At 74.7% G+C, this 19,036-nt stretch carries 20 protein-coding genes and 1 tRNA gene; 5 read left to right on the top strand and 16 right to left on the bottom strand.

The window, feature by feature from the left end; genetic code table 11:
- Positions 1–6 precede the first annotated feature (6 nt).
- From ACH4T9_RS29035 to ACH4T9_RS29060, 6 genes are all read right to left on the bottom strand, one after another.
- On the bottom strand, positions 7–339 hold the full coding sequence (locus tag ACH4T9_RS29035) for a small basic family protein (protein ID WP_007071104.1): 333 nt from the start codon (positions 337–339) through the stop codon (positions 7–9).
- Positions 336–1,316: a DUF881 domain-containing protein gene (locus ACH4T9_RS29040; protein WP_396674228.1), complete on the bottom strand. Its 981-nt coding sequence runs from the start codon at positions 1,314–1,316 to the stop codon at positions 336–338. Before ACH4T9_RS29040 ends, ACH4T9_RS29035 begins: the two co-directional genes overlap by 4 nt.
- Positions 1,313–1,951 (bottom strand): CDP-alcohol phosphatidyltransferase family protein, encoded by a 639-nt coding sequence (locus ACH4T9_RS29045; RefSeq protein ID WP_396674226.1) that lies wholly within the window; start codon positions 1,949–1,951, stop codon positions 1,313–1,315. The genes ACH4T9_RS29040 and ACH4T9_RS29045 overlap by 4 nt, the downstream gene beginning before the upstream one ends.
- Positions 1,952–2,236: 285 nt before the next feature.
- The gene (locus tag ACH4T9_RS29050; RefSeq protein ID WP_396674224.1) at positions 2,237–2,707 is read right to left on the bottom strand and encodes a MarR family transcriptional regulator; all 471 of its coding nucleotides are present in this window, start codon (positions 2,705–2,707) and stop codon (positions 2,237–2,239) included.
- A gap of 46 nt (positions 2,708–2,753) precedes the next feature.
- On the bottom strand, positions 2,754–3,941 hold the full coding sequence (locus ACH4T9_RS29055; protein ID WP_396674223.1) for a PP2C family protein-serine/threonine phosphatase: 1,188 nt from the start codon (positions 3,939–3,941) through the stop codon (positions 2,754–2,756).
- Between the two features lie 97 nt (positions 3,942–4,038).
- Entirely contained in the window at positions 4,039–4,785 is a 747-nt protein-coding gene (locus tag ACH4T9_RS29060; protein ID WP_396674221.1) for an SAM-dependent methyltransferase, read from the bottom strand.
- A 126-nt stretch (positions 4,786–4,911) separates the two neighbouring features.
- Here ACH4T9_RS29060 and ACH4T9_RS29065 point away from each other — a divergent pair, with 126 nt between their 5' ends.
- The 3 genes from ACH4T9_RS29065 (at position 4,912) to ACH4T9_RS29075 (ending at position 6,582) form a co-directional block, all read left to right on the top strand.
- Complete coding sequence (locus ACH4T9_RS29065; RefSeq protein WP_396674219.1) at positions 4,912–5,793, top strand: universal stress protein; 882 nt, start codon at positions 4,912–4,914, stop codon at positions 5,791–5,793.
- Positions 5,794–5,902: 109 nt separating this feature from the next.
- Positions 5,903–6,112 carry a phosphatidylethanolamine-binding protein gene (locus ACH4T9_RS29070; RefSeq protein WP_396674217.1) on the top strand — a complete coding sequence of 70 codons (210 nt, stop codon included), beginning with the start codon at positions 5,903–5,905 and terminating at the stop codon, positions 6,110–6,112.
- The gene (locus ACH4T9_RS29075; protein WP_396674215.1) at positions 6,109–6,582 is read left to right on the top strand and encodes a hypothetical protein; all 474 of its coding nucleotides are present in this window, start codon (positions 6,109–6,111) and stop codon (positions 6,580–6,582) included. Before ACH4T9_RS29070 ends, ACH4T9_RS29075 begins: the two co-directional genes overlap by 4 nt.
- Here ACH4T9_RS29075 and ACH4T9_RS29080 read toward each other — a convergent pair.
- Positions 6,579–6,785: a hypothetical protein gene (locus tag ACH4T9_RS29080; RefSeq protein WP_161683707.1), complete on the bottom strand. Its 207-nt coding sequence runs from the start codon at positions 6,783–6,785 to the stop codon at positions 6,579–6,581. The two genes, ACH4T9_RS29075 and ACH4T9_RS29080, sit on opposite strands and share 4 nt — an antisense overlap.
- A 218-nt stretch (positions 6,786–7,003) precedes the next feature.
- On the opposite strand from ACH4T9_RS29080, the gene ACH4T9_RS29085 reads away from it, so the two are divergent.
- Positions 7,004–7,657, top strand: a complete 654-nt coding sequence (locus ACH4T9_RS29085) for a hypothetical protein (RefSeq protein ID WP_396674214.1) — start codon at positions 7,004–7,006, stop codon at positions 7,655–7,657.
- A gap of 58 nt (positions 7,658–7,715) precedes the next feature.
- Here the strand turns inward: ACH4T9_RS29085 and ACH4T9_RS29090 are convergent, their stop codons facing one another.
- The 9 genes from ACH4T9_RS29090 to ACH4T9_RS29130 all read right to left on the bottom strand — a co-directional run bounded on the left by ACH4T9_RS29090 (position 7,716) and on the right by ACH4T9_RS29130 (position 17,846).
- The gene (locus ACH4T9_RS29090; RefSeq protein ID WP_387024262.1) at positions 7,716–7,901 is read right to left on the bottom strand and encodes a hypothetical protein; all 186 of its coding nucleotides are present in this window, start codon (positions 7,899–7,901) and stop codon (positions 7,716–7,718) included.
- A gap of 78 nt (positions 7,902–7,979) precedes the next feature.
- Positions 7,980–8,177: a hypothetical protein gene (locus ACH4T9_RS29095; protein WP_007071112.1), complete on the bottom strand. Its 198-nt coding sequence runs from the start codon at positions 8,175–8,177 to the stop codon at positions 7,980–7,982.
- A 125-nt stretch (positions 8,178–8,302) separates the two neighbouring features.
- On the bottom strand, positions 8,303–10,081 hold the full coding sequence (gene selB, locus ACH4T9_RS29100) for a selenocysteine-specific translation elongation factor (RefSeq protein ID WP_396674212.1): 1,779 nt from the start codon (positions 10,079–10,081) through the stop codon (positions 8,303–8,305).
- Between the two features lies 1 nt (position 10,082).
- Positions 10,083–11,381, bottom strand: coding sequence for an L-seryl-tRNA(Sec) selenium transferase (selA, locus tag ACH4T9_RS29105; protein WP_396674211.1), 1,299 nt, complete (start codon positions 11,379–11,381; stop codon positions 10,083–10,085).
- Positions 11,382–11,403: 22 nt separating this feature from the next.
- Positions 11,404–11,499 (bottom strand) — tRNA-Sec (locus tag ACH4T9_RS29110).
- A 68-nt stretch (positions 11,500–11,567) separates the two neighbouring features.
- Positions 11,568–12,698, bottom strand: a complete 1,131-nt coding sequence (gene nrfD, locus ACH4T9_RS29115; RefSeq protein ID WP_396674209.1) for an NrfD/PsrC family molybdoenzyme membrane anchor subunit — start codon at positions 12,696–12,698, stop codon at positions 11,568–11,570.
- Complete coding sequence (locus tag ACH4T9_RS29120) at positions 12,695–13,738, bottom strand: 4Fe-4S dicluster domain-containing protein (RefSeq protein WP_396674208.1); 1,044 nt, start codon at positions 13,736–13,738, stop codon at positions 12,695–12,697. Before ACH4T9_RS29120 ends, nrfD begins: the two co-directional genes overlap by 4 nt.
- Complete coding sequence (gene fdh, locus ACH4T9_RS29125; RefSeq protein WP_396674206.1) at positions 13,731–17,060, bottom strand: formate dehydrogenase; 3,330 nt, start codon at positions 17,058–17,060, stop codon at positions 13,731–13,733. Before fdh ends, ACH4T9_RS29120 begins: the two co-directional genes overlap by 8 nt.
- 471 nt (positions 17,061–17,531) lie before the next feature.
- A complete protein-coding gene (locus ACH4T9_RS29130) occupies positions 17,532–17,846 on the bottom strand; it encodes a MazG-like family protein (RefSeq protein WP_396674205.1) in 315 nt (104 codons plus the stop codon).
- A 185-nt stretch (positions 17,847–18,031) separates the two neighbouring features.
- On the opposite strand from ACH4T9_RS29130, the gene ACH4T9_RS29135 reads away from it, so the two are divergent.
- Positions 18,032–18,976, top strand: coding sequence for an acyltransferase domain-containing protein (locus tag ACH4T9_RS29135; protein ID WP_396674203.1), 945 nt, complete (start codon positions 18,032–18,034; stop codon positions 18,974–18,976).
- Positions 18,977–19,036: the final 60 nt, after the last annotated feature.

Raw genomic sequence — 19,036 nt, forward strand, 5'->3', positions numbered from 1 at the left:
ACAAACCTACGCCCGGAACAGGTGCCGACGGATCGCCGCCACATTCCCGAAGATCCGCACCCCCAACACGACCACCACACCGGTGGACAGCTGCCCACCCACTCCCAACTGGTCACCCAGATACACGATCAGGCCCGCCACCAGCACATTCGAGATGAACGACACCACGAACTGCTTGTCATCGAAGATCCGGTCAAGCTTCGCCCGCACCCCGCCGAACACCGCGTCCAACGCGGCCACCACCGCGATCGGCAGATACGGCTGCAACGCCGCCGGAACCGTGGGATCCAGATACACCCCCAGCACCACACCGGCGAGCAACGCCAACACCGCGATCATCGGCCACCTCCGGAAGGACTGGGAGACACACCCGAGCCGGACGGCTCAGGCCGGGACGAACGATCGGCACCCGACCCCGCCACGGACGGACTCGGACTGACCGACGACTCGGCGTAGCGTAGCCGCGGCTCCGGCGCCGCCGGCAGGGTGATGTCCTCCACCTCACGCACCTGGAACGACAACCCCACCGACTCCACCAGGTCCCGCATCAGATACGCCGCCCGACTGTCCTCGAACCGGTCCCGCATCGACCTCGGCCCGATCGCCGACACCTCGTACGGCCCCGTCACCGGCCGAAAATCCACCAGGATGGCCTCACCCGCCGACCGGATCGTCGACGTCGCCGTCAACCGCTGCCCGTTGATCGCCACCGCCTCCGCACCCGCCGCCCACAGATCGTTGGCCACCTTCTGCAGATCCGTGTACAACACCCGCGGCGGACCACCCCCGGACCCGGTCACCCCGTCCTTGTCCTGCGCCGGCGCATCCGCCAACCGCACCACCACACCGTCCCCACGCACCCGACCCAGCCCCGTGCCCGCCTCCAACCGCCGCAGCCGCGACGCCTGCGAACCACTCAACGCCGCGTCCCGCTGCCGACCGACCTCCTCACGCAACCGGTCCGCCCGCGCCGCCAACCCGTCGGTCTCCGCCTCGCGCTCCTTGATCTCCGCCACCAACCCGGCCCGCGCCTGGCTGCGCCCCGGCTCCTCGGCCATCGTCTGCCGGTACGCCACCGCGAACAGGAAACCCAACGCCACGGCCACCACCAGGCTCACCGACCGCACCGACCACGCCCGCCACCCCGAGGGCGACGACGATGGCGACTCCCGACGGCGGGCCGCCGCGTCCGCGTACCCCGGATCCAACGGGTTGCGGAACAACTCGGTCAGGAAATCCGGCGTGTACACCCGGGACGCCGAACCGCGCCCCTCGCCGGCCGCGTCCGACCGCTGCCCCGCCGGCTCCTCCGTCATGCCGGCACTCCCGACGACCCGGCCCGCACCGACCGCACCAGCCGCGCCGCCTGGACCACGTAGAGCGCGCCGGCCACCCAGTACAGCACCAGGCCCCACCACGCCAGGCCCCAGCCGACCGCGCCCGCGACCGTCGCCGTGGCCGCAGACGTCGCGTGCGCCAGCAACAGAACCGGGAACGCAGCCAGCAGCAGGAACGTGGCGGTCTTGCCGACGTAGTGCACCGGCGGCGGGCCGTAGCCGTACCTGCGTAGCACGCCGAGCGACCCCAGCAGCAGCAACTCCCGCACCAGCAGCGCGGCGGTGAACTGCCACGGCACCACCTCGCGCGCCGTGAACGCCAGCAGGGTGGCCAGGATGTACAGCCGGTCGGCGAACGGATCGAGCAGCTCGCCCAGGCGGCTGACCTGCTGCAGCCGGCGGGCGACCCAGCCGTCCACCCAGTCCGTCGTGCCCCCGATCGCCAGCACCACCAGGGCGGCGACGTCGGCGCGCCGGACCAGCAGCAGGTACAGGAACAGCGGGACGCCGAGCAGTCGGATGAAGCTGATCAGGTTGGGCAGGGTGAGGATCCGGTCCCCGCTCGGCGCGGCGGTGTTCTCCGGGGGTGACGCCCCCGCCGGCCGACGCGACACCGAACCTCCCTCAGCAGCACGGTCCGGCACCCGCGGGCGGGCGCTACGGAAGGACGTGCGCGTTGCCGGGCCGGGCTCCGCCGGCACCTGTGTGATCCCGGACCGGGATCACCTCCCCTGGTCGGCCTGCGGTCACGGGGACCACCGGCCGGCGAGTTGCGCTGCCACTATATCGGGCTCGCTTTCGGCCTCCACGGGCCCGCGTTCGTCCGGGTGCTGTGTTTCTTGGTGTTGTGGTGCAGGTCACGTGGGGTAGATCGTCCTAGGAAATAGGGGTGTGACGGGTCAGGCCGTTCGGGCCGGCGAGTCCGACTGGGCGTCCACCGGAACGGGCGTGGCCGCCTGCCCGAACGCCAACAGGGCCAGCAGCAGCTCCTGCTGGGCGCGCGGGGGCATCCGGTCCAGCACCGCGCCGATCGCGCGGTGGCGGCGTTCCGCCAGCTCCCTGAGGAGGGCCTCGGCGGCCGCCGTCGGCATCAGCCGTACCTCCCGCCGGTCCCGTGGGTCGGCGGTCCGGCGCAGCAGCCCGATCGCCTCCAGCCGGTCGCACAGCCGACTCGCCGACGACGGCACCACGTCGAGCAGCTCCGCGAGCCGGTTCACATTGGTCGCCGGGCGGCTGCTGATCAGCGAGAGCACCCGCAGTTGGGTGGGCGACACGGTCATCCGGTGCCGGGAACCCGCCGGGTCCAGGACGCCGACGATCGCCTCGGCTGCCGCGGCGATCGCCGCGGCCAGATCCGGAGGTTGTTCCACCGATCGTCCCCTGCGAGTGTGCGCTCGTGTTCCGCTTACCGTCCCGTCACCGCGCCCAGCCGGCCCCTCCCCCGCCCTGGCCACGCCAGTCGAGGCAGACGACCACGGCATCGTCGCGGAGATCGACGTCCACGTGGTAGGACTGCAGCCCGCGCATCACCGTACCAACCGCCTCGGTCGCCGGCTGCAGCCGCGTCGCGCGCATGGACCGCGCCATGGCCCGCTCCCCGTACGGTTCGCGGCCACCGGGATCCGCCGCGTACACGCCGTCACTGACCACGAAGAGCCGGTCCCCCGGCTCCACGGTGAACTCCTGCACCTCGTACCGGGTCTCGGCGAACATGCCCAGCGGCAGTTGCTGCTCCAGCGGCACCCGGGCGACCGACCGGCCGCGTACCCGCAGCACGTGCGGGGATCCGGCGTCCACCGCCCGGACCCGGCCGTCGGTGGTGTCCAGCTCCAGCAGCAGCGTCGCCACGTGCCGCTCGCCCCGGTGCTGGAAGAAGATGGTGTCCGAGGCCAGCTCGGCCTGCTCGACCAGGCTGCCGCCGGAGCGGCGGGCGTTGCGCATGGCGTTGACCGACACCGCCGTCAGCAGCGCCGCCGACAGGCCCGTGCCGGCGCCGTTGAGCACCGTCACGGTGAGTCGATCACCGTCCACCGACCAGTCGAAGTGGTCACCGCCCACCGTGTACGCCGGCTCGAGCTGCCCGGCCAGCAGGAACGCGCCGTGCGTCACACTGCGGCCCGGCAACAGATCCCACTGCATCTCGGCGGCCATGCTCAGCCGCTCCCGGCGGCGGGCCCGGCGGTACCGGTCGGTCTGCCGGTCCGCCGCGCGCAGCGCCACCGCCAGCTCGTCGGCGACGTCCCGGACCGCCTCGACCGTTGCCGCCGACGGGGGAACCGGCAGCTCCACCAGGAACACGCCGAGACGTTCGCCCCACACGGTCAGCGGAAGGTACACCCGGCACCGGCCGTCGTCCCCGCCGTCGAGCACCGGCTGCTGGCTGCTGAAGCAGCGTTGCGCCACGCCGTGGCAGGCGAGAAAGCCGGCGTCGGGCAGCTCCGGATCGAGCACGGGCCACAGCCCGCTGATCCGGTAGTCGGCGACGAAGACGTCCGTGCGCGACGCGCCCAACCCGGCGCGGACGGCCTGGTCGGCGACCTCGGCCAACCGGTCGGGCGCCGCCTCACGCAGCGCGCGGGCCACCGGTCCGAACGCGTCCGACATGATCCCCCTCCGACAACTCTTGCTGTAGGGCAAGCATCATACGGAGGGCCGTCGCCGGCCGGCCGGCGCGGTCGGTCGGGGGCGGGCGCGGCGGCGGTCAGCCGGTGCGCTTGGTGGCCAGCCCGCCGTGGAAGGCGTCCGGCAGGGCCGCCGGCGGACCGTCGGGACGCCACCGCGACACCGGGACGATCCCGTCGTCCGTCGGCGTCCACCGGCCCAGCAGGGAACCGAACGCCGCGGGCGGGCGCATCCGGAACTGCGGCCCCATCATCGCCAGGGCCTCCGGGTACGCCGCGAGCTCCTCACCGTCGAAGTCGACGGCGAGGAAGCTGCCGGGGGCCACCGCCGCGTACAGCTCGTCGAGGGTGTGCGCCAGCGTCGCGTCGTCGAGGAAGGCGGCCAGCCCGAGGAAGACCACCCCCACCGGACGGCGGCCCCAACCGGGCACGAAGCGGCGCAGCAACGCGGAGTCGACCGTGCCGACGTCCGTGGCGTCGCCGTAGCCGTAGCCGGCCCGGTCGCTGCCGGCCAGGATGCGCTGCCCGAGCCGGATGGTGACCGGGTCGACGTCGGTGTAGAGCACCGTCGCCTCCGGGGCGGCCTCGTGCACGTTGCCCCTGGTGGGCACCCCCGCGCCGAAGACCAGGAAGCCGTCCACCCCGGCCCCGGCGATCGTCCGGACCGCCCGACCGAGGAACGCGCGCAGCTCGCGGAACAACGGCGCGCACGGGCCGTACGCCCCCTCGAAGGCCCGCGCGGCGGCCACGTCGACCGGGAAGTGGTCCTCCCCGCCGAGCCAGAAATCGATCATACGGGCGGTGCTCGCCCGGTCGGCCTCTTCCATGGGCGTCGCCCTCTCCGGTGAAGTTCCGGGGCAGCGTAGCGACGCCCCGACGTGCGCGGTATCGCCTCGGCGACACCCGTACGGCCGGGATACTGACCGCGACACCACGGCGGAGGAGGTACGGCGGTGAACGCGGCCAGCGGCGCGGCGGTGGTGGTCGGTGTGGACGGCTCCGAACCGGCCCAGCGGGCCGTCCGGCTCGCCGCCGGGGAGGCCGCGCGCCGGGGCCGGACCCTGCGGGTGGTGCACGGCTTCGTCTGGCCGCTGCTGCGGGTGCCGCTGGGCCCGGTGCCCGACGCGCCGCCCGGCGCCGGCCTGCGCGAACAGGCCGAACGCCTGGTCGCGCAGGCGGTGGCGCACGCCGAGGCGGCAGCACCGGGGGTGCGGGTCACCGGAGAGGTCATCGACGGGGAGGCATCCGCCGTGCTGGTCGGCGAGTCGCCCACCGCCGCGCTGATCGTCCTCGGCGACCGGGGGCTGGGTGGCTTCGCCGCGCTGGCGGTCGGCTCCGTGGCGATCCAGGTCGCGGCGTACGCCGATTGCCCGGTGTTGGTGGCCCGCGGCGCCGACCGGGCCGCCGGTCCGGTCGTGGTCGGGGTGGACGGCTCCGCGGCGGCCCGCGCCGCCGTCGAGTTCGCCGCCGACGAGGCGACGGCCCGCGGCGTCGCGCTACGCGCGGTGCACGCCTACCGGCACCCGGCCTCCGCCGGGCCCGGTGACATGCAGCCCCTGGTGTACGACGAGGGGCAACTGCGCGGCGAGGAGGAGCGGGTGCTGGCGGCGTCGCTGGCCGCTCTCGGCGAACGCCGGCCGGCGGTGCGGGTCGAGCGGGTGCTGACCCGGGGCCGGGCCGCCGCCGCGCTGACCGAGGCGTCCCACGCGGCGCAGCTGCTGGTGGTCGGCTGCCGGGGACGCGGCGAGTTCACCGGTCTCCTGCTCGGCTCGGTCAGCCACGCCGTGCTGCACCGCGCCGACTGCCCGGTCGCCGTGGTCCGCGCCCCGGTGTGACACCTGCGCACCGGGCCGCCGGCACGCCCCCGGGCATGGGCGACGGTTGGCTCCGGCGCAGGCGGGTAGACGGCGTGACCAACGGTCACCGCGACGTCAGGAGGCGGCTATGCCAGGACCACGGCCGGGCAGCAGCGCGTACGACAAGGAACGGGCGCGACTGCGCGATCTGATCGAGAACTCCGGTCGGGCGGCCGACCAGGAGGCCAACCAGGTCGCCAACCGGATCCTGCAGGAGGACCGGGGACAGCGCGGCGTCGTGCGGGGCGAGCGGACGTACGGCCCTAAGGGTGAGCGCGAACCGGGCGACCCGAAGTGACCGGCGCCAAACTGGTCGACGGGGCCATCGCCGGAGCGGTGGGCAGCGCCGCGCTCAACATGGTCAGCTACCTCGACATGGTGCTGCGCGCCCGACCGGCGAGCAGCACACCCGAGGAGACCGCCGGACGGGTGGCCGGAATCGCCCACATCGACCTCGGGCCCGAGGACCGGGCGGCCAACCGCCGCTCGGGCCTCGGGCCCCTGCTCGGGTACGGGATGGGCATCGCCGCCGGCGCCGCCTTCGCCCTGCTCGCGGGGCGGCGCACCGCGGGGCCGGTCGCGGTGGCCCTGCTCGGCGGGAGTGTGATGGCGATGTCGGACGGCTCGATGACCGCGCTGGGGGTAACTGATCCGCGCGGGTGGAGCCGCACCGACTGGCTGTCGGACCTCGTGCCGCACCTGGCGTACGGGATGGCGGCCGCAGCCACCTGGAACCGGCTGCGGCCGTCATCTTCCCGGGGGTGCTAGCCGCGTTCGGCGCTCTCGTCGTCGGCCACCTGGCCGCCGGCCGGGCCGTACGGCGACACCTGGCCGCGCGGCACCGTACGGCCCCGGTCGCCCTGGGACGTGCCACGGTGGCCGGGGTGACCGGACACGCCGGGCCCCTTGGCGTCCTGCACCGCGTCGTTGCGCGCGTTGCGGCGCAACTCCGGCTGCTGAGGGTTCGTCACGGGAGTCTCCCTTCCGGGTTGGACGGCGCGGCGTGGGCCACGCCACGACCGGCTTACCCGCCGCCGTTGCCCCCATGCCGCCCCACCCCCCACGCCCGGATCGCGCTAATACACGGAATCAGTGGCCTCGCACCGCATCAAAGGCCACTGATTCCGTGTATTAGCGCGACGTCGGGGGCCGGGTGGGTGGGCGGCGGCGATCGGGGTATCCCCGGGGTGTGGCAGATGCGCGGAGGACGGCACGGGCCCTGCTGGACCGGCAGGGCCGCACGTACGCGGAGGAGGCCGGCATCCGGCTCGCCGACCGGCCCGGGCCGCTGTACCAGCTGCTGGTGCTGACCACGCTGCTGAGCACCCGGATCCGGGCGTCGGTCGCGGTGGCCGCCGCGCGGGAACTGTCCGCCGCCGGCTACCGCACCCCGCAGGCGATGGAGGCGTCCGGCTGGCAGGAGCGGGTCGACGCGTTGGGCCGGGGGCACTACCGCCGCTACGACGAGCGGACCGCAACGATGCTCGGCGCCGGCGCGCGGCTGTGCCTGGACCGGTGGCACGGCGACCTGCGCCGGCTGCACCGGGAGGCCGGCGGGAACCGGCCCGCGCTGCGACGGCTGCTCACCGAGTTTCCCGGCATCGGCCCCACCGGCGCGGACATCTTCCTGCGCGAGGCGCAGCAGGTGTGGCCCGACGTTCGCCCGTACACCGACCGGCGGACGCTGACCGGGGCGAAGCGCCTCGGCCTGCCGGCGAACCCGGACGGGCTGGCCGGGCTGGTCGGCGGCGGCGACTTCGGCCGGTTCGCCTCGGCGCTGGTCCGGGTCGCCCTCGGCGAGGAGTCCGCCGGCGAGGTCGGCCGCACCGCCGCCGCCCGCTGACGCCCCCGGTTCGGTGCCCGCCCGTACCCGCCACCGGCGCCGCGGGGTGGACCGGCGGTCATTTGGTCGCGTTGTCGCCCGGCTTGGTCAGGTGCCAGGCCAGGGCGGCGGCCAGCACCGCGAGCACCACCACCCCGCCGGAGACCCCGCCGCCCTCGTCGGGGCTGCGACCCTTGCTGCCGAAGTAGATGACCGCGAGGCCGGCGAGCACCGTCACGACCGTCCGCATTCCTCGGTCCTTCACGCCCCGCACGGTACGGGGACGACACCGGCCCACACTCCGGAACCGGGGACGGTTCCCCCGGACGAGGGGGTGGCCGGCTCAGTCGGTCTCCAGGTCGTCCAACGAGATGGCGTGGGTCATCAACCAGCGGGCCAGGGCGGCCATCCCGAACAGCCACAACGGGGCCGACTCGGTGGGGCCGTTGGTGGCGAAGACGGCGAAGCGCAGGTCCGGCGCCCGGTACGCCTCGATCCGCCACCGGTGGCTCTTGTCCCGCCAGACCGCCGAAGGGTCCATGCCGCCACGCTAGGCCACGCCCGGCCCCGCCGGGGCCGCGTCGCGGCGGAACCCCCTCCACCCATGATCGTTCGCCGTGGACGGAGCCGACCCGCCGGAGGAGACCCCCCGCGACGGTCAGACGATCATGAAGCGGCCACGCCGGGCGGGGCGACGACCGTGCGGGCGTCGTCGGGCAGGCGGCGGGTGACGCCCCGCCGGTCCAGCAGCTCCAGCAACGGCACAGCGACCCGGCGGGTCGTGTCCAGGGCCTGCCGGGCGGCGCTGAGGGTGAACGGCTGCGGCAGCCGGGCGAGGACCCGGGCCGCGTCGTCGACCGCGCCCGGCTGCAGCACCACGTTCTCCGCGAGCCGCAGCAGCGCCCCCGCGCGCACGGCCGCTCCGATCTCCCGGGGCCCGAGGCCCAGGCCGGCGAGGCGGTCCGCCTCGGGGGCCTGGAACGGGCGGTCGCCGTACTCGGCGCGGACCCGGGCCACGGCCCGGGCCACCGGTTCCGGCAGCGCATCCCCGGCGTCCTCGCCGACCCGGCCGGCGCGCACCCGCAACGGCGGGCGGACCAGCGCCTCCACCAGAGCCCGGTCGGGCAGGTCGAGGCGCTGACGCAGCACGTCGACCGGGACGCCCGGCTCCAGCGGGTGCGCGGCGACGTACCGGGCGGTCTCGTCGGCCAGCCGGGCGGCGAGGGCCCGCCAGTGGCCGGGGTCGGCCAACCAGTCCCCGGTGACCGGGGTGGCGGTGGTGACCGGCACCCCCATCCGGGCCAGCTCGCCCCGGCGGACCAGGAGCCGGCGACGCAGCTCCCCGGCCAGGTCCGGCCGCCCGTCGAGGCCGGCGAGCACCCGGGCCCGGGCGGCGGCGGCCCCCCGCCGGGTCAGCGGGGGCGGGGCCACGTCGAGGACGGTCACCCCACCGGCGACGTGGTGCCGGCCGGGGTCGCGCAGCAGCGCCCGGTCGCCGACGAGCAGCGGCAGCGGGCGGACCAGCCGCAGCCGGGCGGTGTCCGGGCCGAGCGGGCGGACCCGGGCGGTGACGGCTGCGGCACCGACGTGCAGGGTGAGGGTGGCCGGCAGGTCGGCGGCCGGGTCCCCGGCGACCCGCACGTCGAGCAGGTCGGTGCGGCGGAACCGACCGGGGGTGAGCAGGGCGTCGCCGCGCCCCAGCCGCTCGCGGGGCACGTTGCGCAGGTTCACCGCCACCCGGGCCACCGCGTCGACCCGGCCGTGGGGCGCGCCGAGGCAGTGCAGGCCACGCACCCGCACCGGCTCGCCGGTGTCGGCCAGTTCGAGGTGGTCACCGACGGACAGCCGGCCGCCGCCGAGGGTGCCGGTCACGACCGTGCCGCTGCCCCGGACGGTGAACGACCGGTCCACCCACAGCCGCACGGGGGCATTGGCCGCCGGGTCGGGCAGCCGCGCCACGAGCCGGTCCAGGGCGTCGCGCAACTCGGGCAGGCCGGCCCCGGTGACGGCGCTGACCGCCACAGCGTCCACGGCTCCCAGGGAGGTGGCGGCGATCTCCGCGCGGGCGTGCGCCAGCGCCGGCCCCGGATCGGCCAGGTCCGCGCGGGTCACCACCAGCAGCCCGTACGCCACCCCGAGGGCGTGCAGCGCCGCTAGGTGCTCGGCCGACTGGGGCATCCACCCCTCGTCGGCGGCGACGACCAGCAGGGCGGCCGGGGCGGGGCCGACGCCGGCGAGCATGTTCGGCACGAACCGCTCGTGGCCGGGGACGTCGACGAACGCCACGGTGCCGCCGGAGGGCAGCGTGGTCCAGGCGAAGCCGAGGTCGATGGTCATGCCCCGGCGCCGCTCCTCGGCCCACCGGTCGGGCTCCATCCCGGTCAGCGCCCGGACCAGGGTCGACTTGCCGTGGTCGACGTGCCCGGCGGTGGCCACCACCCACACGTCAGGCGTCCACGGGCACGGACAGGACCGCCACGCGCAGCGCGTCGTCGGCGGAGACAGGGACGCAGCGCAGATCCAGCAGCAGCCGCCCCTGAGCCACCCGGCCGAGCACCGCCGGCGTGCCGGCGCGCAGCGGCCCCGCGTACCGCTCGGGCAGGGCCAGGGCCCACGAGCCCAGCTCGACGCCCGGCGCGCCGCCCCCGCCGACCACGGCGACGGCGGGCACCACCTCGGCCTTGCAGCCGTCGGCGGCCAGCCGGTCGCGCAGCCCCTCGGTGCGCTGCCGCAGGGCCACCGGGTCGGCGTGCAGCGCGGCCCGGGTGGGAGTGTCCGGGGTGTGCAGGGTGGCCGCGAGGGCGGCCAGCGTCAGCTTGTCGACCCGCAGGGCGCGGGCGAGCGGGTGCCGGCGCAGCCGTTCGACCAGGTCGGCGTCGCCGAGCAGCAGCCCGGCCTGGGGGCCGCCGAGCAGCTTGTCGCCGCTGGCGGTGACCAGGTGGGCGCCGGCCCGCAGGGTGCTGGCCGCGTCCGGCTCGGCGGGCAGCAGCGGGTCTGCGGCGAGCAGCCCGGAGCCGATGTCGGCGACCACCGGCACGCCGAGGGTGGCCAGCCGGTCGACGCCGACGGCACTCGTGAACCCGGTGACCACGAAGTTCGACGGGTGGACCTTGAGCACGAATCCGGTGTCGGGGCCGATCGCGGCGGCGTAGTCGGCCAGGCTGGTGCGGTTGGTGGTGCCCACCTCGCGCAGCCGGGCGCCGGTGCTGGCCAGCAGTTCCGGCAGGCGGAACCCGTCGCCGATTTCCACCAGCTCGCCCCGGCTGACCACGATCTCCCGGCCGGCGGCGAGGGCCGTGGCGGCGAGGACCAGTGCGGCGGCGCCGTTGTTCACCACGTGCACGGCACCCGCGTCGGGCACGGCGGCGGCGAGCGCGTCGAGGGCGTCCCTGCCGCGCCGGGCCCGCCGGCCGGTGGTCAGGTCCAGCTCCACGTCGGTGTGCCCGGCGGCGGCCACGAGGGCGTCCACGGCGGCGGCGCAGAGCGCCGCCCGGCCGAGGTTGGTGTGCAGCACGACGCCGGTGGCGTTGAGCACCACCCGAGGGGCGGGCGCGGGCAGGGCGTCGAGCACGGCGTCGCGTACCCGCTCGGGGGTGATCTCGCCGCGGCGGGCGCGGTCCTGGGCGGCGACGATCGCGGCCTTCACCCGGCCGCGGCCGAGCGTGGTGGCGGCGGAGGCCAGCCGCGGGTCGGCCAGCAGGAGATCCGTGCGCGGCACCCGCCGCCGTGGATCGGCGTCGCGCATCGCGTCCTCTCCTAGGGCTGCCTGGCGGAGACGGACGGGAATCGAACCCGCCTGGCCCGGGTACCGGACCACACCGGTTTTGAAGACCGGGAGGGGCACCAGCCGCCTGAACGCCTCCGTCGGCTATTCGATCACAGTGCCCGCCCGGCCGCGCGGGAAGGGCCTCAGCGTCCGCCGGGAGGGGCCTCAGCCCTCGACGGCGGGGCGCTCCGCCTCGCGGCGGCGGAGCCGTTCGCGCTGCGGGACGACCGTGTACTTCGGGTCGCGGGCGGAGGCGACGCCACCGTGGAAGATCCCGAACCGGGTGGCCACCGACGCGGCGAGCAGGGCGACGCCGGAAAGCCCGGACAGCACACGGCTGCGCCGGCCGACGAGCGCCCCGGCCACCCCGGCGGCGGTCAACGCCCGGCCGGCGCGCAGCAGCCGCCCGGGAGTGCCGGTGCGGTAGGGCTCGCTGAGCAGGCCGAGCCGGTGCTCCACCCGGTGCGAGCCCCACAGCTCCAGGGCCGCGCCGGCCACCGCCATCCGCCGGGCCGGGCCGGCCTGATCGCCGGGCGCGGCCAGCAGGCCCACGCCGGCGCCGCTGGCCAGGGCGCTGCCCGCGAAGATCATCGGCAGTTCCGGGTACGCCTCGTGCCACGACGGCACGGCCGTGCCGGCCAGCAGCACCCCGGTGTACGTGGCCAGGGCCGGCGCGGTCGCGGCGGCCACCAGCCCGGCGGCCTGCCCGACCGGGGGCAGCAGCCTGCGGCCCAGCCCGAGCACGCCCCGCTCGGGCAGCCACGGCGCGGCCTCGGCGACGGCGGCGACCCCGGCGGCGGGCCCGAACACCGTGAGGATCCAGGTGCCCACCGACATCGGCGAGGTCACCTTCGCCACCCGCAGCATGTGGTGGAACCGGTCGGGCCGGCCCAGGTCGTTGACGAGGAAGTACGCGCTGGCGCTCACCGCAGCCAGCGAGGTGAGCCGACCGGCCCGGCGCAGCGCCGGCCGGCCGGTGAGCTGGCCGCCGGCGGCCAGCAGCGACGAGCCCGCGGCCAGACCGCCGGTGAACAGGTACGCCGCGATGTCCCACTTCCACACCGGCGGCTTGAGCACCGGCCGGCCGTAGTAGGAGGTGAACTCGGCCGGTGGAACGTTGAGCTGTTCCCCGCCGCCACGCCGCCCGCCGCCACGCCGCCGCCGCTCCCCGGAGGCAGCCGGGCGGGGCTGGTCGGGGGTGGGGGCGGTAGGGGCCCCGCCGGGCCGGCCGGTGGCGTCGAGGCGACCCAGGAAGCGGCGGAACCGGTCACCCACCGGGGGGCGGTGCGGGCTCACGAGGAACCTCCGACGAACGCGGCGACGGCAACCGCCGCCATGGTCAGGGCGGCCAGCCCGGCGCGCTTCCACATCCGGGGCAGGTCCCGGGTGGTGACCACCGGGTCCGGGGGCAGCCCGTACACCTCGGGGGCGTCGAGGAGCAAGAAGAACGCGCCGTCGCCGCCGACGCCGTCGTTGGGGTCGTGGCCGTAGAGCTGGGCCTCCGGCACCCCCCGCTCGTGCAGGGTCGCCACCCGCGCGGCGGCCCGCTCCCGCAGCTCGTCCAACGGGCCGTACTGGATGGACTCGGTGGGGCAGGCCTGCGCGCACGCCGGGGTGTTACCGGCGCCGAGCCGGTCGTAGCACAGGGTGCACTTCCACGCCCGGCCGTCGCCCTTGCGCTGGTCGATCACCCCGTACGGGCAGGCGGAGATGCAGTAGCCGCAGCCGTTGCAGATGTCCTCCTGCACCACGACCGTGCCGAACTCGGTGCGGAACAGCGAGCCGGTGGGGCAGACGTCCAGGCAGGCGGCGTGGGTGCAGTGCTTGCACACGTCCGACATCATCAGCCAGCGGAAGTCGGTGCGCTCGGCCGCGCCGGTGGCCCGGCCGGGCGGCTGGGCGCCGGGCATGCCGAGGAACTCGGGCCCGGCGGCCATCCGGGCGGCGGCGACCGGATCGCCCGGCGGGAGCCCGGGTTCCGTGCCGGTGTCGTCGGCCGTCCCGGCGGCCACCGCCGCCGACGCGGCGCTGACCGACCCGGTGGTGGGATAGCCGGCGAACGGCGGCGTGCGGTGCCCGGCCGGGCGGGGCTGCTCGACGAACGCCACGTGCCGCCACGAGTTCGCGGTCAACGCGCCGGTGTTGTCGTACGACATGCCGAGCAGGTCCAGCCCGGAACCCGGCACGTCGTTCCACTCCTTGCAGGCCACCTCGCACGCCTTGCAGCCGATGCAGACGCTGGTGTCGGTGAAGAAACCCATCCGGGGGCGCGCGTCGGTCCAGCCGGCGTCCGGGGCCGGGTCCAGCGGCCCGTAGAAGCTGTTGGCGTCAGGCATCCTCGCCCCTCTTCTCGCCCGCCGACGCCTCCGGCGAGCGCTCGTTCGTGCTGCCGGCCGCGTCGTCGCCGCCCACCGCGTCGGTGGTGACCAGCGGGACCCTCCGGTCCACGGTCATCCCGGCCCGCCGCCGGTAGTCGGCGACCAGGTCGAGCAGGACCGGCCCGGTGGGCCGCCGGCCGGGCCGCACGTCGCAGGTGCCGACCTTGCTCTCCTGGATCAGCACGTTCGGGTCCAGGGTGATGCCGAACAGGTCGTTGGCCGAGTCCCCGGTGACCAGCCCCTCGGTGCCGAAGTGGTACGGCAGCCAGAGCTGGTGGATGATCCGCCCGTCCACCCGCAGCGGGGTGAGCCGGTCGGTGACCAGCACCTTCGCCTCGATCACCGCCCGGCCGCTGACCATGTGCGCCCAGCCCAGGTGGGCCAGCCCGACCTCGGCGGCCAACTCCGGGGACACCTCCACGAACATCTCCGGCTGCAACTCCGCCAGGGGCCGCACGGTGCGGCTCATCCCGCCGGCCGTGTGGTGCTCGGTGAGCCGGCTGACCGTGAACACGTACGGGAAGACGTTGCTGTGCGCCTCCGGCGGGCTCGGGTTCATCGGGTTCACCGGGTGCTCGTAGACCTTGCGGGCCGGGTTGGCCTGCTGGCCGTACATCGGGTTGCGCATCGGGGACTCGGCCGGCTCGTAGTGCGTCGGCAGCGGGCCATCGAGCACCCCGCTCGGGGCGTACAGCCAAGCTTTGCCGTCGCTCTGCATGATGAACGGGTCGTCGCCGGCGATCCCGTCCGGCCCGGCGGTGCCCTCCGGCGGACGGTACGTCGGCGGCTTGTTCTTCTCGAAGTCCGGCACGTCGTAGCCGGTCCACTCCGCTTTCTCCGGGTCCCACCAGACGTAGCGCTTGCGTTCGCTCCACGGCCGGCCCTGCGGGTCGGCGGAGGCGCGGTTGTACAGGGTGCGACGGTTCGCCGGCCACGCCCAGCCCCACTCGGCGGCCACCCAGTCCTGCTCGTGCCGGGACTTGCGCCGGGCTGCCTGGTTGACGCCGTCGGCGTACACGCCGGTGTAGATCCAGCAGCCGATCGCGGTGGAGCCGTCGTCGCGCGCCTCGGTGAACGCGGACAGCGGCCGGCTGGAGGCCGTGTCGTAGCCGTTGATCTCGCGCAGCACCGCCTCGGCGCTGGGCTCGGCCAGGTCACCATGGGTCGGGTAGTCCCAGGCCAGGTCGAGCAGCGCCCGGTCGCGCCGGTGGGGGGAGCCGGCCAACTTCTCGCGCAGCCTGCGGCCCAGGTGGTAGAAGAACCACAGTTCGGAGCGGGCGTCGCCCGGCGGGTCGACGGCCTTCTCCCGCCACTGGAGCAGCCGCTGGGTCTGGGTGAAGGTGCCCTCCTTCTCCACGTGCGACGCGGCGGGCAGGAAGAACACCTCCGTGCGGCACTCCTGCGGCACGATCTCGCCGGTGGCCACCTCGGGGCTGTTCTTCCAGAAGGTGGCGCTCTCGATCAGGAACAGGTCCCGCACGACCAGCCAGTCGAGGTTGGCCATGCCGAGCCGCTGGGCCTTACCGTGCGCGGAGCCGACGGCCGGGTTCTGGCCGAGCAGGAAGTAGCCCTTGATCTTGCCGTCGATCATGTTGAGCACCTGCTGGTACGTGCCGTGGTCGCCGGTCATCCGGGGCAGGTACCCGTAGCAGAAGTCGTTGTCCGGCGTCGCCGCGTCGCCCCAGTACGCCTTGAGCAGACTCGCCGCGAAGGCCCGGGAGTTGCCCCAGAAACCCTTCTGACCGGGGTGGCTGATGCTGCCCACCCAGTCGTCGAAGGTCTCGTGGTCGGCGTGGTGCGGCATCGGCAGATAGCCGGGCAGCAGGTTGAACAGGGTCGGGATGTCGGTCGAGCCCTGGATGCTGGCGTGCCCGCGCAGCGCCAGGATGCCGCCGCCCGGCCGGCCCATGTTGCCCAGCAGGGTCTGGATGATCGCGCCGGTGCGGATGTACTGCACGCCGACGCTGTGCTGCGTCCAGCCCACCGAGTAGACCAGCGCGCCGGTGCGCTCCCGGCCGGAGTTCTCCGTCCAGGCGCGGGCCAACTCGAGGAACCTCTCCTGCGGGATCCCGCAGACCCGCTCCACCATTTCCGGGGTGTACCGGCAGAAGTGCCGCCGCAGGATCTGGTAGACGCAGCGCGGATGCTGCAACGTCTCGTCCCGCCGGGTCCGCCCCGACGCGGGCACGCCGTGCGACTCGCGCTCCAGGCCGGCCGCGCTGTCCCGTTCCTTCCCGGTGTCCTCGCCCCCGGAGTTGCGCTCCTGGCCCTCGTACTGCCAGCTCGCCTGGTCGTACGAGTTGGTCTCGGTGTTGTAGCCGGAGAAGAGGCCGTCCAGGTCCTCGGTGTCGGCGAACTGCTCGCTGACGATCACCGCCGCGTTGGTGTACGCCAGCACGTACTCCCGGAAGTCCAGCTCGTTCTCCAGGATGTACCGCACCACGCCGCCGAGCAGCGCGATGTCGGTGCCCGCCCGGATCGGCAGGTACGTGTCGGCGACCGCGCTGGTCCGGGTGAACCGGGGGTCGACGTGGAAGACCTTGGCGCCGCGCTTCTTGGCCTCCATCACCCACTGGAAGCCCACCGGGTGGGCCTCCGCCATGTTGGAACCCTGGATGACGATGACGTCAGCGTTGACCAGGTCCTGCTGGAAGTCCGTGGCGCCGCCGCGACCGAAGCTGGTCCCCAGACCGGGGACGGTGGCGGAGTGTCAAATGCGGGCCTGGTTCTCGATCTGGAGCGCCCCCATCGCCGTGAACAGCTTCTTGATGAGGTAGTTCTCCTCGTTGTCCAGCGTCGCCCCGCCCAGGCTGGAGATGCCCAGCGTGCGGTTCAGCGGCCGGCCGGCGTCGTCCACGTCCTCCCAGGTCTCCTCGCGGGCGGCGAGGATCCGGTCGGAGATCATGTCGACGGCCGTCTCGAGGTCCAGGTCCTCCCACTCGGTCGCGTACGGCCGACGGTAGCGGACCGTGGTCTGCCGCAGCGGGCTGGTGACCAGCGACTTGCTGGCCGAGCCCTTCGGGCAGAGCCGGCCGCGGGAGATCGGGCTGTCCGGGTCCCCCTCGATCTGGGTTACCCGCCCGTCGGTGACGAAGACCCGCTGGCCGCAGCCGACCGCGCAGTACGGGCAGACCGACCGGGCCACGCTGTCGGCGGTCTCGGTGCGCGCGGTCAGCGCCGCCGAGCGGGCCGACTGGGCCGCCGCGCCCCGGCCGAGCGGGTCGGTGCCGGTGAGCTGCCGGTAGACCGGCCAGCCCTGGATGAAGGTCCGCAGACCCATCCGAAGCACCCCCTCCCCCGTTCGACGGACGCTGGCCTCCTGAACATAGGCCAGGCCGGCCCGGGTCGTGTCCCCGGCCCGGATCTTTTCCGCCGTGCGGAACCCGCGGGTCACCGGTCCGGGCGGTTCGACCGGGGCGAGGACGGCCCGGACCGGCTTCCCGCGAGCAGGGGCCCAGCCCGTGCGGGTCGCCGCTCGGCCTGGGACACGAAACCACCCCCGGCCGTTGGGCCGGGGGCGGTTCGGTGTCGGTGTGCAGGTCGCCTCTCGGCGCGTGGCACAACGCGGCTCCAGCCGGACGGTATTCCGCGAAGGCAATTCAGGTGAGGCCCGGGGACACTGAGCACACCGACACTTGCTACAACCTACCCACCCCACGGGCTGTTCCAGCCGTCCGGGGTAATCCACCTCACTTGCCGACCGCTCGCCGGTGCTCGGGTGGACGCCGCCGCGCGCCGCACCCGGAGGCGGTCACCCGGCGCCCGTACGGGCGCGGACCTTGGCGGCGCAGGCGTGCAGCAGGGACCGCGGGTCGAGGCCAAGGCTCTCGATGGCCACCAGGGCGGTGAACGCCACGTCGGCCAGTTCGGCCGCGACGTCCTCGCGGCTGTGCGTCACACCCTTGCGCGGGTTCTGGCCCAGCGCCCCGATCCACGCCCCGGCAGCTTCTCCGGCCTCCTCGGTCAGCTTGAGGATCCGGCAGGTCAGCTCCGCGTCCCCGGTGCCGTTGGCGGCGTCCAACCAGCCGCGCGACGCCTGCACCGAATTCCAGATCGACTCGTCCATCGGTCCAGTGAACCCGACAAGGAGACCTTGAACGATTCAGACTCGCCTACGACGCCAACGCGAACTGGGCCCGGACCATGCTGGCCGCCGGCGGCGGCGAGATGAGCCGCTGGGTGAAGCGGACCGGGTCGCCGTGGCGGGATCTGCCCGGTGGTAGACGCCGACCGGCCGGTAGGGTCGTCCGCGTGGATCTGGACGACACCGCCGCCCGGCTCGGGGTACCCGTCGAGGACGTCGACCGCGTGCACCGGCTCGCCGGCGACCGGCCGTCGGCTCCGCTGCCCGCCAAGGCCGACGCGCCCGCGATCCTCGACCGGCTCGCGGTGCGGCCGGACGACGCCGCCGAGATCATGGCGGGCTGGCCCGACCCCGACTCTCCGCTGTGGACTCCGGAGCTGCGCTGGCTGCTCGACCGCTCGATCGCCCTGGTCCGCGCCGATCTCGGGGGCCACGGTTGGCTGTCGCCCGGTCCGGCGCTGCCGCGCGAACGGGGCCCCGCCTGGCGGCATCTCTACGTGTACGCGTACCTGGCCCTGGTCGACGTCGTCACGGGGTACCACCGCGATCACGGCATCGCCGCTGCCGCGTCGTGGGTGACCCTCGCGGACCTGGGCCGCAACCTCGCGATCGACCGGCGGATGCACCGCGAGGGCTGGCCGGTCATGCAGAGCTGGCTGACCCTGCACGCGCGCGGCGGCATCTACGAGCTGGGCCGGTTGCAGCACCAGCGCGGCGGCACCGCCATCGACCTGCACATCCCCGAGTCGGGACCGATGACCCCGGAAGCGGTCGCGGCGTCGCTCGACGAGGCTCGCGCGTTCTTCCCGCGCCACTTCCCCGACGAGCGCTACACGGCGTTCTCCTGCGGCTCGTGGCTGCTCGACCCGCAGCTGCTGGAGTACCTGCCCGGGGACTCCAACATCGTCCGGTTCCAGCGGAGGTTCGAGCTGGAGCCCTACAAGGAGCCGGAAGGGCTCAACGCCGACGTCGAGGTGCTGCGGTTCGTGTTCCGCACCCTGACCACGCCGCTCGACCGGCTGCCGCGCCGCACCGTGCTCCAGCGCGCGATCGTCGACCATCTGAAGGCCGGCCGCCACTGGCACGTACGCCGCGGCCGCTTCCCGATCTAGCCCTGGCCGGCCACGACAATGCCCCGGCCGGCCCCGTGAAGGGCCTGCCGGGGCATTGTC

This window comes from Micromonospora sp. NPDC020750 (assembly GCF_044334565.1).
GTDB lineage: Bacteria > Actinomycetota > Actinomycetes > Mycobacteriales > Micromonosporaceae > Micromonospora.